We start from the raw sequence: 12,490 nt of genomic DNA on the forward strand, positions 1-12,490 counted from the left end.
AACCCGAGCGTAAGCATGATCTCCGGTCGGCTGTTTGATGCTGATCAATGACGAGATGCGGCATTGCGGCGCGGCGCGACCTTGTCGTCCGGCGCCATTTCGGCCAAAGATCGCCCTCGGGGTGAACCCCGATCGATCCTGCCACGTATCTCGTTCGGACGCGTCCCAACCATCCGGCTTCATCCGATGATCCCAGGCGAATCCTTTTACGGCAGCATCCCCGTCTTCCGTGGCTTCACCAGCCTGATGGATCCTGCGCTGTACCTGCCGCTGCCTGACGACTGGTGCATCGGCGTCGCCGACATCGTCGATTCCACCAAGGCCATCGCGGCGCAGCGCTACAAGGCGGTCAACATGGCCGGGGCCGCCGTCATCGCGGCGGTGACGAATGCGCTGGAGGGCCGCGAATTTCCCTTCGTGTTCGGCGGCGACGGCGCGAGTTTTGCCGTTGCGCCCGATGATCTCGAACTGGCGCGCGAAGCGCTGGCCGCGACCGCGACCTGGGTACGGGAAGACCTCGATCTGAAGATGCGCGTCGCGCTGGTGCCCGTCAGTGCCATCCGCGCCAAGGGCCTCGACGTGCGCGTTGCGCGTTTCGGCCCGTCGGCCAATTTGTCCTATGCCATGTTCTCCGGCGGCGGCCTCGCCTGGGCTGACGCGGCGATGAAGCGTGGGGAGTTCGCGGTGACCGAGGCGCCTCCCGGCACGCAGCCTGATCTCTCTGGCCTGTCCTGCCGCTTCGAGGTGATGCCCGCCTCGCGCGGGCTGATCCTGTCGGTGCTGGTGATGCCGGCTGCTGGCGCCGACCCGCTCGCGTTCCGCAAGGTGATCGAGGACATCATTCATCTCGTCGAGCGCAGCCCGGATGCAGGCCGTCCCGTGCCGCCGCAGGGGCCGCCGCTGAAATGGCCGCCGCAGGGGCTGGACTACGAGGCGCGGGCAATCCGCGGAGGGTCGTTGTTCAGACGCCGCGCCGGCCTGCTCGCCTTTACGTTTTTCGCCTATATCCTGATGCGCTTCGACATCAAGGCCGGGGGCTTCCTGCCAAAGGTCTACAAGCGCCAGGTGGTCGAGAATTCCGACTTCCGCAAATATGACGATGGCCTGCGCATGATCCTTGACTGCACGGTAGAGCTCGAGCGGGCGTTGAGCGATCGTCTCGCCGCGGCTGCACGCGACGGTGTCGTGCGCTACGGCCTCTATCAGCAGGACGCCGCAATGATGACTTGCTTCACGCCTTCGACGCTGCGCAGCGATCACGTGCACTTCATCGACGGCGCGCGCGGCGGCTACGCCTCGGCGGCAACGGCGCTGAAGGCGATGGCGGCGGCAGCAACCTAACGCCCCACGCGGCTCCAGGTCTCGCCGCCGCAGAGCGCGCCGACGCAGCCTTCGACCCGCAGACTTTCAGCCGATGTCACCGTGATGCTGCTCGCATAGGTGCTGCCGTCGTCGGCATTGTAAATCTGGCCCGACCATCTGTTCGGTCCTGCGGGCTGCATGCCGGAGAACAGCGGCAGTCCGATCATTGACCGCTTGGCAAGCGCTGGATTGGGATTCTTGCTGTCAGTCGCGGGCTGGCCGGTCGCGGTGTCCATGGGCTCGCGCAGCCAGACGATGTGGCCGCAGATGCCGCCGCCGCATTTGCTGATTTTGACGCGGGCATCGCCCGCCTGGGTGAGCCAGGTCCCATTCGCCTCGGCGCTCTGGGCGGTCGTCGCGCCCGACAGGGCAGCCAGAAGGACGGTGAGAACGGCAAATCTGCGGAACATGGGGGAGGGACCTCGGAATGGAGGCGTCTCAATAGCAGCAAACTAGGATCGTGCAACGCCTGATGGAATCACATTCCCGCGCTCATTTGCCACGGCGAATCTCTCACCAGGGCAGGCCGCACAGGTCGATGGTGCCGAGCGTCGGCGCGCGCACGATGTTGAAGACATAGGGCGCCATGTAGTCGAAGCGGATTCGCCCCTCCGGCTGCTCGCAATAGACCTCGCCCTTGAAGGGCAGCCAGCTGCGGGCCTGGTAGAACGCGACATTGTGCGGCTCGCAGAACAGCAGTGCAAAGCGAACCGCCTCGTTGGCGCGCATGGTATGCACCGCTGCGTCGATCGCCATGGTCGCATAGCCTCTGTTACGGCGATCCTCGCGCGTGCAGACGCCGCCGATCCCGCCGACATGCACCTTCTGTCCATTCCAGGTGACGGTGCGGAAGTAGATGCCGACATGACAGACGAGGCCGTCCTCGGGCGTCTCGATCAGTACGCGCAAATCGGCATTGGCCCATTTGACGTGCCCCCAGGGCTGCTTCTCGGCGATATGAGGTCCCCAGACGGCTTGATGTAGCGCCTTTGCGATTGGCCACGAGGCGTCGCCGTTCAAAATGTCGATTTCGATGCTCATGACGATGTTGGATTTGTTGCAGGGCGGCAGAAGGTTGGTGATTTCTATCACAGACGGCGCTCGGTTGCCGGGATAGAGTTGAATGATATGCTCGCCCGTTGGAACGCGGGAGTTTCGATGCGCCGGCTGGTCGCCTCTCTGCTCACGGTCTTGCTGGTTGGCTGCGCTAGCGGCCCCGCAATGGCTGACAAGCGCGTGGCTTTCGTGGTCGGCAACTCCAACTACCAGAATGTCGTGGCGCTTGCCAATCCGGCCAATGACGCCAGTGCCATTGCCGACTTGTTCAGGAAGACTGCTTTCGATGTCGTGGAGAGCCGCCGCGACCTGAAGAACACGGATATGCGGCGCGCGCTGCGCGACTTCACCGAGAAGGCGCGCGATGCCGACATCGCCGTGATTTACTATGCTGGTCATGGCATGGAGGTCGACGGGACCAACTACCTGATTCCTGTCGATGCCGTCCTGGAGCGCGACACCGACGCCTATGACGAGGCGATTGCGCTCGATCGGATCCTGCAGGCCATCGAGCCGGCCAAGCAATTGCGCCTCGTCATCCTCGATGCCTGCAGGGACAATCCCTTCGTCAAGAGCATGAAGCGGACGGTGGCGTCGCGTTCGCTTGGCCGGGGTCTTGCCGGCGTCGAGCCGTCGCGGCCGAATACCCTCGTCGCCTTCGCTGCAAAGGGCGGATCGACCGCCATGGATGGCGATACCAAAAACAGTCCCTTCACGACCGCGCTGCTGAAATATCTGGGAACGCCGGGCCTCGAGCTCGGCAAGGCGTTCAGGCTGGTCCGCGATGATGTGATGAATGCGACCGCCAACAGGCAGGAGCCGTTCGTCTATGGCTCGCTCGGCGGCAACGATGTCGTGCTGGTGCCGGCCGCGGCGCCTGCCTCGGCCACCAACGCGGACACCCGCGCCGATTACGAGCTGGCCGAGCGCGTCGGCACGCGGGAGGCGTGGAACTCCTTCATCGCAGCGCATCCGAATGGCTTTTACGCCGATCTCGCCAAGGCCCAGCGCAACAAGCTGGAGCAGGGCAAGCCGCCGGCGCCGGTGGCGGAAGCCGAGGCAAAACCGGCGCCCCCGGCGGCAGAGCCGGTCAAGCCCGCCGAGATGGTGGTCGCCTCGCGCGCCCCGGCCGAAACGAAGCCGCAGCTCTCATTGCCGCCGGACCTTCCGCGTCTGCTCCAGACTGAGCTGAAGCGGGTCGGCTGCAAGGCAGGCGAGGTCGGCGGCGACTGGGATGCGGCCGCGCGGCGGGCGCTCGCCGCGTTCAACGACAATGCCGGCACCAAATTCGACATCAAGCTCGCAAGTCTCGATGCGCTGGACAGCGTCCGCGCCAGGACGGGGCGTGTGTGCCCGCTCGAATGCGACCGCGGCTTCCGCGCGGCAGGGGAGGCTTGCGTCAAGATCGTCTGCGACGATGGCTACGTGCTGGGTCCGAAGAACACCTGCGAGAAGCGTCCCGAACGCAAGGCGACATCAGCCCCGCGGCGCGCCACGGGAGGCGGCGGCCGCCACTGCTTCGTTTATGGCGGCAACTCTTTCTGCGAATAGAGGCCGCTCAATACGGCGTGCACTCGCTGCGCACGATCCGTGGTCTCGAGCAGAGCGCGGTCCCGATATTGCCCTGGAAGGCATATTGCCGCTGGCCCGGCTTCAGCTTGTTCTCGATCTTGAGCGAGCAGGCGTTACCGATCACGGTCATGTAGACGATGATGTAGTTGTTCGGATATTCGCGCACGGCTTTGAGGGTGTGCCGGCCCGCTACGCGCAGCGAGGCGGAGCCACCGACGGCTTCCGTCGGCTTGGCGCCGAGCTTTGCCGTGTACTGCATATGGCCCTCGACATTGGATTGCATGTCGAGCGTCGCCGTGCGGTCGGTCGAGAGCGTGCCGGTGCCCTCGGCATGGACAGGAAAATCCTTCACGGAAGGCTGCTGGCAATCGGCCAGCGCGTCGAACGAGAATTTGGCGCGCACGGTAACACTGGCGGCATCGCTTTGCGGAGACGTCAGCAGGAAGATGGCGGCAAGCGTGCTGAAAATGCAGGCGGACTTGAGCTTGGACATTTCAACCACCCCCAAGTTAAACATTTCATTCGCAATAATAATTTGGGGATTAAATTCCATCCGCGGGCGGGACGCAAATGGGCCATGCCGTCACATCACGCCTTTTCGCAAATTGGCGGTATTTAACGGCGCAGGAACCTTCTATAAGGGGTGACCGTTAGAACACGTTCCCCACCAGTTGCGGACAAGAACCCATGACATTCACGCTGCCCCCACTCCCTTACGCCTATGACGCCCTCGGCCAGTTCATGTCGAAGGAGACGCTGGAATTCCACCACGACAAGCATCATCAGGCCTACGTCACCAACGGCAACAACGCGCTCAAGGGCACCGAATGGGAAGGCAAGTCCCTTGAGGAGATCGTCAAGGGCTCGTTCGGCAAGAACCCCGCGGTGTTCAACAATGCCGGCCAGCACTACAACCACATCCACTTCTGGAGCTGGATGAAGCCCAATGGCGGCGGCACCAAGCTGCCGGGCAAGCTCGAGAAGAAGATCAACGAGGACCTCGGCGGCTTCGAGAAGTTCAAGACCGACTTCCAGGCGGCAGGCGTCGGACAGTTCGGCTCGGGCTGGTGCTGGCTCCAGGTCAAGAACGGCAAGCTCGAGATCTCCAAGACCCCGAACGGCGAGAATCCGCTGGTGCATGGCGCCACCCCGATCCTCGGCTGCGACGTCTGGGAGCACTCCTACTACATCGACTATCGCAACCGCCGTCCTGATTACCTCAAGGCGTTCGTCGAGAACCTCGTGAACTGGGAATACGTCGAGTCCCTGTTCGAGAAGGCCTGAGATCTCACCTCGTCATTCCGGGCTCGCGCTTCGCGCGCCCCGGAATGACAAAAAGGCGGTCGCTCGCGCGGCCGCCTTTTTGCTGCGCGGAATTGCCCCGCGCGGCGCCCCTGAGTCGGTCGTGGACATCTGTAATGTTATAATATAACATCGAGCGCATGGTTCCCGCCGCGTCCCACACCCACCGCCACGATCACGCCCATGGTCATTCTGGCCGCTCCTATGGCCATTCCCACGACCATGGGCATTCGCACGGGCACGACCACACCCACGCCCATGTCCACGACGCCGCCTCGCCGCATCCGGCCCAGGATGCGCCCTGGTCGATCCTGCGCATGACCATGGCCGGCCGTCTGTCGGCCGCCATTGCCGTTTGCGCGGTGCTCTGGGGCATCGTTTGGCTGGCGATGAGGTGACCATGGCCCAGCTCGCGTTCCGCAACGTCACGCTTGGCTATGATCGCCATCCGGCCGTGCACCATCTCAATGGCGAGGTCGCATCGGGCGCGCTGGTCGCCGTGATCGGCCCCAACGGCGCCGGCAAGTCGACGCTGCTGCGCGGCATCGTCGGCATCCTCAAGCCGCTCGACGGCAGTATCCATCTCGGCGGGTTGGACGCCCGCGACATCGCCTATCTGCCGCAGAGCGCAGACATCGACCGCACCTTCCCGATCTCGGTGTTCGATTTCGTCGGCACCGGGCTGTGGCGCGGGACGGGCCTGTTCGGCGGCATCGGCAAGGCCGCACGCGAAAAGATTCTTCGCGCGATGGCGTCCGTGGGACTCAATGGTTTCGAGAACCGTCCCATCGGCACGCTCTCCGGCGGGCAGATGCAGCGCGTGCTGTTCGCACGCGTGCTGCTCCAGGACGCGCGCTTGATCGTGCTCGACGAGCCCTTCAATGCCATCGACAGCAAGACGACGGCCGATCTGCTTGCGCTGGTGAAGCACTGGCATCACGAGGGCCGCACCGTGCTCGCCGCCCTCCACGATATGGAGATGGTGCGCACCCATTTCAGCGAGACCCTGGTGCTGGCGCGCGGCCCCGTGGCCTGGGGGCCGACGGCGGAGGTGCTGACGCCCGAGAATTTGATGATCGCGATGCGGATGTGCGAGGCCTTCGACGATAGCGCCACGGCTTGCGCGGCTGACGATGTCAGCTCACGGGCGGCGTGATCGCAGATGGTCCATGACGCGCTGATCGGTCCGTTCACCGAATTCGAGTTCATGCGGCGGGCGCTCGCCGCCGTCATCGCCCTGTCGCTGGCGGGCGCGCCGATCGGCGTGTTCCTGATGCTGCGGCGGATGAGCCTCGTCGGCGATGCCATGGCGCATGCGATCCTGCCCGGCGCCGCGGTCGGCTTCCTGCTCTCCGGCCTCAATCTGTTCGCGATGACGGCCGGCGGCCTGATCGCGGGCTTTGCCGTCGCGATCCTTGCCGGCGTGGTGGCGCGCTCGACCGGGCTGAAGGAGGACGCTTCGCTCGCGACCTTCTATCTGGCCTCGCTGGCGCTTGGAGTCACCATCGTCTCGATCAAGGGCACCAATATCGACCTGCTTCATGTCTTGTTTGGCAACATCCTGGCGATGGACGACCAGACGCTGCTGGTGGTCGCCTTCAACGCCACGGTGACGTTGCTGGTGCTTGCTGTGATCTACCGCCCGCTGGTGATCGAGAGTGTCGATCCATTATTTTTGCGCACAGTCAGCCGGGCCGGCGGCCCCGCGCATCTCGCCTTCCTCGCGCTCGTTGTGATCAACCTCGTCAACGGCTTTCAGGCGCTCGGCACCTTGCTCGCGGTCGGCCTGATGATCCTGCCGGCCGGCATCGCACGGTTCTGGTCGCGCGATCTCACCGTCATGATCTGCATCGCGGTCGTCGCGGCCGTGGTCTCAGGCTATGCCGGCCTCGTGCTGTCATTCCAGACCCGCATACCCTCGGGCCCTGCGATCATTCTGGTGGCAACGGTGTTCTACATCGTCTCCGTTCTGTTCGGCCGCGTCGGCGGCGTCGTCAGGCAGATGTTTCCCGGCCGGCATCTGGAGGCGTGACGATGCGCGTCCTTCTCGTCTTGGCCTCGCTGCTGATCGCCTCGCCGCTGCAAGCGGCCGAGCGGATCAATGTCGTCGCGAGCTTCTCGATCCTGGCGGATTTCGTCCACACGATCGGCGGCGACAAGGTCAATCTGACGACGCTGGTTGGCCCCGACAGCGATGTGCATGTCTACACCCCGGCGCCCGGCGATGCGAAGCGCGTGGCGGAGGCGAAGCTCGTCATCGTCAACGGGCTCGGACTGGAAGGATGGCTGCCGCGCCTCGTGCAGTCGGCAGGAAGCAAGGCGCAGGTCGTCACCGCAAGCGCTGGCATCGCGCCCTTGAAGCTGGGCTCGGCCGCCGATCCGCATGCCTGGCAGTCCGTACCCAATGCCAAGATCTACGTAGCCGACATCACCGACGCGCTGGCCGCCGCCGACCCTGATAATGCGGATTTCTTCCGCGCCCAGGCCAAGGCCTATCTGGAAAAGCTCGAAGCGCTCGACCGCGAGGTCCGCGACGCCGTGGCCAATATCCAGCCCGAGCGGCGCAAGGTGATCTCGACCCATGATGCCTTCGGCTATTTCGCCGCCGAATACGGCATCCAGTTCATTGCGCCCCTGGGGGTCTCCACCGAGACCGAGCCCAGCGCGCGGGACATCGCCGCCATCATCGGCCAGATCAAGGCCGCGAGCATCCCTGCCGTTTTCCTCGAAAATATCAGCGATGACCGCCTGATCCGGCGGATCGCGGCCGAGACCGGCGCCAAGGTCGGCGGGACCCTGATTTCGGACGGTTTGACCGGCGAAAAGGGGCTTGCACCCACTTACATTGACATGGTCAGGCACAATATAAAGGCCCTGACCAGCGCGCTTGACCATTAGGGCAGGGGGCCACCCCGCCGCCTCGCGTCGCGCGGAAGAGCCCGATCCGGAGTTGTTATGTCTGAAGCGACCGCCCAGAAAATTCCCGTGACCGTCCTGACCGGCTATCTCGGTGCCGGCAAGACCACGCTGCTCAACCGCATCCTGTCGGAGAACCACGGCAAGAAATACGCCGTCATCGTCAACGAGTTTGGCGAGATCGGCATCGACAACGACCTCATCATCGGCGCCGATGAGGAAGTGTTCGAGATGAACAATGGCTGCATCTGCTGCACCGTGCGCGGCGACCTCGTCCGCATCATGGACGGGTTGATGAAGCGTAAGGGCAAGTTCGACGCCATCATCGTCGAGACCACCGGTCTTGCCGATCCGGCGCCTGTGGCCCAGACCTTCTTTGTCGATGAGGACGTGCAGAAGAATGCCCGCCTCGATGCGGTCGTTACGGTCGCGGATGCCAAATGGCTGTCCGACCGGCTCAAGGACGCGCCCGAGGCCAAGAACCAGATCGCCTTTGCCGACGTCATCGTGCTGAACAAGACCGATCTCGTCACCAAGCCGGAGCTCGCCGAAGTCGAGGCCCGTATCCGCGCCATCAACCCCTATGCGAAGCTGCATCGCACCGAGCGCTGCTCGGTGGCGCTCGCCGACGTGCTCGACCGCGGCGCGTTCGACCTCGACCGCATCCTCGACATCGAGCCCTCCTTTTTGGAGGCCGATGATCACGACCACGCCCATGATCATCACCACCATCATGGCCACGATCATGATCACCACCATGATCATGGCCACGGCCTGAAGCACTATCACGACGAGGACATGCAGTCGCTTTCGCTCAAGACCGACAAGCCGCTCGATCCGAACTTGTTCATGCCCTGGCTCCAGAACCTGGTGCAGGTCGAGGGCGGCAAGATCCTGCGCTCCAAGGGCATCCTCGCCTTCCACGACGACGACGACCGCTACGTCTTCCAGGGCGTCCACATGATGCTGGAGGGCAACCACCAGCGGAAATGGAAGGACGGCGAGAAACGCGAAAGCCGCCTCGTCTTCATCGGCCGCGAATTGCCTGAGAAGGCCATTCGCGAAGGTTTCGAGAGTTGCATCGTCTCGTGATGAAAGAGTTTACGCCGGCCCCCGATTCCGCCTCGATCGTCTCCGTCACCGACCGCGTCAAGCCTGTTGCGCTCGGCATGGGGGTGACCTCCGTGCATTTCCTCGGCCCCCGCGCCGCCTTCGTCGGCGGCGAGGAGAACGTGGCGTTCGTCGACGACAAGGGCGAGGTCACCACAGTTGCCGTACACAGCGGCGGCATTCTTTCGACCGCCTCCGACGGCAAGCGCCTCATCATGGGCGGCGACGACGGCAAGGTCGTCTCGCTCGACGCCAAGGGCGAGGTGACGCTGCTTGCCACCGATCCGAAGCGGCGCTGGATCGATGCGGTCGCGCTGCATCCCGACGGCGCCTACGCCTGGTCGGCCGGCAAGACGGCGACCGTCAAGAGCGGCAAGAGTGAAGAGAAGTCGCTCGACGTTCCCTCGACCGTCGGCGGTCTCGCCTTCGCGCCGAAGGGGCTGCGGCTCGCGATCGCGCATTACAACGGAGCGACGTTGTGGTTTCCGAACATGGAGGGCTCGGCCGAATTCCTGCCCTGGGCCGGCTCCCATCTCGGCGTCACCTTCAGCCCTGACAACAAGTTCCTGGTCACCTCGATGCACGAGGCGGCCCTGCATGGCTGGCGGCTCGCCGACAACAGGCACATGCGCATGACCGGCTATCCCGGCCGAGTCCGTTCGATGTCCTGGAGCGCCGGAGGCAAGGGCCTGGCGACCTCGGGCGCCGACACCGTGATCATCTGGCCGTTCGCCAGCAAGGACGGCCCGATGGGCAAGGAGCCCGCGATGCTCGCGCCGTTGCAGGCGCGTGTCGCGGCGGTGGCCTGCCATCCGAAGAACGACATCCTGGCCTGCGGCTACAGCGACGGCACCGTGCTGATGGTACGGATGGAGGACGGCGCCGAGATCCTGGTCCGCCGCAACGGCACGCCGCCCGTGGCCGGGCTCGCCTGGAATGCCAAGGGCACGCTGCTGGCCTTCGCCGACGAAAATGGGGATGGCGGGCTTCTCGAGCTTTAAACTGTCATCCTTCAGGCCGTAGGGTGGGGCAAAGGCGCCCTTGCGCCATGCCCACGATCTTTTTCCTTTGATGAGAGCCGCGGGCGCGCTTCGCTTTGCCCACCCTATCGCAGCTGACATTCATGCGCTTTCTGACGACCTTCCAGCTTGCCGACTTCGCCGACACGCTGATCAGCCTGTTCACGGCCTTCGTGCTCGGCACGCTGATCGGTGCCGAGCGGCAATATCGCCAGCGCACCGCCGGCCTGCGCACCAACGTGCTGGTTGCCGTTGGTGCTGCGGCCTTCGTCGATCTCGCCATGCATCTGGACGGCGCCGACGGCGCGGTGCGCGTGATCGCCTATGTCGTCTCCGGCATCGGCTTCCTGGGGGCCGGTGTCATCATGAAGCAGGGCATGGACGTGCGCGGCCTCAACACCGCGGCGACGTTGTGGGCCTCGGCCGCCGTCGGCTCCTGCGCCGGTGCCGACATGGTTGCGCAGGCCGCGGCGCTCACTGTGTTCGTTATTGCCGGCAACACGATGCTGCGCCCGCTGGTCAATGCCATCAACCGCATTCCGCTGAATGAAAAAGCGCTGGAAGCGACCTATTACTTCAAGCTCGCGGTCACGACCGACGCCTTGCCCGACATGCGCGATCGTCTCATCGACAAGCTCGAGGCCGCCAAATATCCGGTGGCCGATGTCGATGTGGTCGAGATCGGAGATGACGACCTTTTGGAGATCGTCGCCAAGCTGGTAGCGAGCGCGGTCGATCCGAACGAGCTGAACGCGGTGGCGACCGATCTCCAGCACCTGCCCGGCGTCCGCCACGCCACCTGGGAAGTCAGCACCACGGAATAAACGCGGCCTTTTGGCGCGGAACAGCGGCTCCCGATTTGCCGGGTTCGGAACCGCAGCCGTTGAAATTCGTTGATCCCGTGGACAAAGGCGGTGATCGACATGACCGGCCAGAACAACAAGCGAAACCTGAAGCTCGATCTCACCATTGCCTGCTCACTGTTCGCAGCGGGGGTCGTGGTGTCCGTGGTGTCGCTGGCCCAGATCCGCGCGGAGAGCCGGACGGAGCTGGCGCAGGCAACCCAGCCGCTTCAGGGCACACCGTCCGATGATCAAACCAAGACGCCCGCGGAGGCCAAGCCCGGCGGCGACCGGCCGACCACGCCGGCACCCGAGCCGGCGCGCCCCGACCCGCAGACGCAGGGTGCCGCGGGTGCAGCCAAGCCGGCATTGCCGCCGGCCCCGGCCGAGAAAATCGCGCCGCCGCTTGAAAAGAAATAGCTGCGGCTGCCGCGCATCCTGACGCGTATGTGACGACTATTGCCGATTTAACGATCTCGCCTCGGCGCCCGGCTCGCTCCATAATCTGTCAAACCAACGACAGATGGGGCCCCCATGAAGATCGAGGACGTTCGCCGTAACGCTTATTCGATGCCGCTCACCAACCCGTCATTCCCGCCGGGGCCATATCGCTTTTTCAACCGCGAATATTTCATCATCACCTACAGGACCGATCCCGAAGCCCTTGCCGCCATCGTGCCCGAGCCGCTCGAGGTGGCAGAGCCGGTGGTGAAATATGAATTCATCCGCATGCCCGACTCGACCGGGTTCGGCGATTACACCGAGACCGGCCAGGTGATCCCGGTCCGCTTCAAGGGCGAGCTCGGCGCCTACACCCACGCGATGTATCTCGACGACGAAGGCCCGATCGCCGGCGGCCGCGAGTTGTGGGGCTTTCCGAAGAAGCTGGCGCGGCCGAAGATCGAGGTCGAGAGCGACGTGCTGGTCGGCTCGCTGCATTATGGTTCGGTGCTCTGTGCCTCCGCGACCATGGGCTACAAGCACCGCAAGGTCGACCTTGACGCGGTGCTGCAGCCGATGAAGGCACCGAACTTCATCCTGAAGATCATCCCGCATGTCGACGGTAGCCCGCGGATCTGCGAGCTGGTGCGCTTCCATCTCGAGGACATCACGCTGAAGGAAGCCTGGACCGGCCCCGCCGCGCTCGGCCTGTTTCCTCACGCGCTCTGCGATGTCGCCCGATTGCCGGTGCGTGAGGTGGTCTCGGCGCTGCACTTCAAGGCTGACCTGACGCTCGGGCTCGGCAGCGTTGCGTTCGACTACATGGCCAAGTAATTTGGCGAAGTGATTTGAGTGGGCGGGGCGCGGCAT

15 protein-coding genes are annotated in these 12,490 nt (G+C 64.3%); 12 read left to right on the forward strand and 3 right to left on the reverse strand.

Features of this window, described 5'->3' with window-relative positions; genetic code table 11:
• Positions 1-186: 186 nt before the first annotated feature.
• Entirely contained in the window at positions 187-1,341 is a 1,155-nt protein-coding gene (locus L6639_RS38630) for a DUF3095 domain-containing protein (protein ID WP_237866616.1), read from the forward strand.
• Here L6639_RS38630 and L6639_RS38635 read toward each other — a convergent pair.
• The gene (locus tag L6639_RS38635; RefSeq protein ID WP_237866618.1) at positions 1,338-1,772 is read right to left on the reverse strand and encodes a DUF2147 domain-containing protein; all 435 of its coding nucleotides are present in this window, start codon (positions 1,770-1,772) and stop codon (positions 1,338-1,340) included. The two genes, L6639_RS38630 and L6639_RS38635, sit on opposite strands and share 4 nt — an antisense overlap.
• 103 nt (positions 1,773-1,875) lie before the next feature.
• Positions 1,876-2,403 (reverse strand): GNAT family N-acetyltransferase, encoded by a 528-nt coding sequence (locus tag L6639_RS38640; protein ID WP_237866619.1) that lies wholly within the window; start codon positions 2,401-2,403, stop codon positions 1,876-1,878.
• Between the two features lie 117 nt (positions 2,404-2,520).
• Between L6639_RS38640 and L6639_RS38645 the strand changes: the two genes are divergently transcribed.
• Entirely contained in the window at positions 2,521-3,969 is a 1,449-nt protein-coding gene (locus L6639_RS38645) for a caspase family protein (protein WP_237866620.1), read from the forward strand.
• A 7-nt stretch (positions 3,970-3,976) separates the two neighbouring features.
• Here the strand turns inward: L6639_RS38645 and L6639_RS38650 are convergent, their stop codons facing one another.
• The gene (locus L6639_RS38650) at positions 3,977-4,483 is read right to left on the reverse strand and encodes a hypothetical protein (RefSeq protein WP_237866621.1); all 507 of its coding nucleotides are present in this window, start codon (positions 4,481-4,483) and stop codon (positions 3,977-3,979) included.
• 194 nt (positions 4,484-4,677) lie between these two features.
• Between L6639_RS38650 and L6639_RS38655 the strand changes: the two genes are divergently transcribed.
• The 10 genes from L6639_RS38655 to L6639_RS38700 all read left to right on the forward strand — a co-directional run bounded on the left by L6639_RS38655 (position 4,678) and on the right by L6639_RS38700 (position 12,454).
• Positions 4,678-5,274 carry a superoxide dismutase gene (locus L6639_RS38655; protein ID WP_084808431.1) on the forward strand — a complete coding sequence of 199 codons (597 nt, stop codon included), beginning with the start codon at positions 4,678-4,680 and terminating at the stop codon, positions 5,272-5,274.
• Between the two features lie 158 nt (positions 5,275-5,432).
• Positions 5,433-5,690, forward strand: coding sequence for a hypothetical protein (locus L6639_RS38660; protein WP_237866622.1), 258 nt, complete (start codon positions 5,433-5,435; stop codon positions 5,688-5,690).
• Positions 5,691-5,692: 2 nt separating this feature from the next.
• Positions 5,693-6,448, forward strand: coding sequence for a metal ABC transporter ATP-binding protein (locus L6639_RS38665; protein ID WP_237866623.1), 756 nt, complete (start codon positions 5,693-5,695; stop codon positions 6,446-6,448).
• Between the two features lie 6 nt (positions 6,449-6,454).
• The gene (locus L6639_RS38670) at positions 6,455-7,324 is read left to right on the forward strand and encodes a metal ABC transporter permease (protein ID WP_237866624.1); all 870 of its coding nucleotides are present in this window, start codon (positions 6,455-6,457) and stop codon (positions 7,322-7,324) included.
• Between the two features lie 2 nt (positions 7,325-7,326).
• Positions 7,327-8,190, forward strand: coding sequence for a metal ABC transporter substrate-binding protein (locus L6639_RS38675; protein WP_237866625.1), 864 nt, complete (start codon positions 7,327-7,329; stop codon positions 8,188-8,190).
• A gap of 57 nt (positions 8,191-8,247) precedes the next feature.
• Positions 8,248-9,300, forward strand: a complete 1,053-nt coding sequence (locus L6639_RS38680) for a CobW family GTP-binding protein (RefSeq protein WP_237866629.1) — start codon at positions 8,248-8,250, stop codon at positions 9,298-9,300.
• Positions 9,300-10,319: a WD40 repeat domain-containing protein gene (locus L6639_RS38685; RefSeq protein WP_237866663.1), complete on the forward strand. Its 1,020-nt coding sequence runs from the start codon at positions 9,300-9,302 to the stop codon at positions 10,317-10,319. The genes L6639_RS38680 and L6639_RS38685 overlap by 1 nt, the downstream gene beginning before the upstream one ends.
• Before the next feature lie 122 nt (positions 10,320-10,441).
• Positions 10,442-11,161: an MgtC/SapB family protein gene (locus L6639_RS38690; RefSeq protein WP_237866630.1), complete on the forward strand. Its 720-nt coding sequence runs from the start codon at positions 10,442-10,444 to the stop codon at positions 11,159-11,161.
• A gap of 99 nt (positions 11,162-11,260) precedes the next feature.
• The gene (locus tag L6639_RS38695) at positions 11,261-11,599 is read left to right on the forward strand and encodes a hypothetical protein (protein WP_237866665.1); all 339 of its coding nucleotides are present in this window, start codon (positions 11,261-11,263) and stop codon (positions 11,597-11,599) included.
• A 114-nt stretch (positions 11,600-11,713) separates the two neighbouring features.
• On the forward strand, positions 11,714-12,454 hold the full coding sequence (locus L6639_RS38700) for an acetoacetate decarboxylase (protein WP_237866632.1): 741 nt from the start codon (positions 11,714-11,716) through the stop codon (positions 12,452-12,454).
• Positions 12,455-12,490 lie beyond the last annotated feature (36 nt).

This window comes from Bradyrhizobium zhengyangense (genome assembly GCF_022012555.1).
GTDB classification, from domain to species: domain Bacteria; phylum Pseudomonadota; class Alphaproteobacteria; order Rhizobiales; family Xanthobacteraceae; genus Bradyrhizobium; species Bradyrhizobium zhengyangense.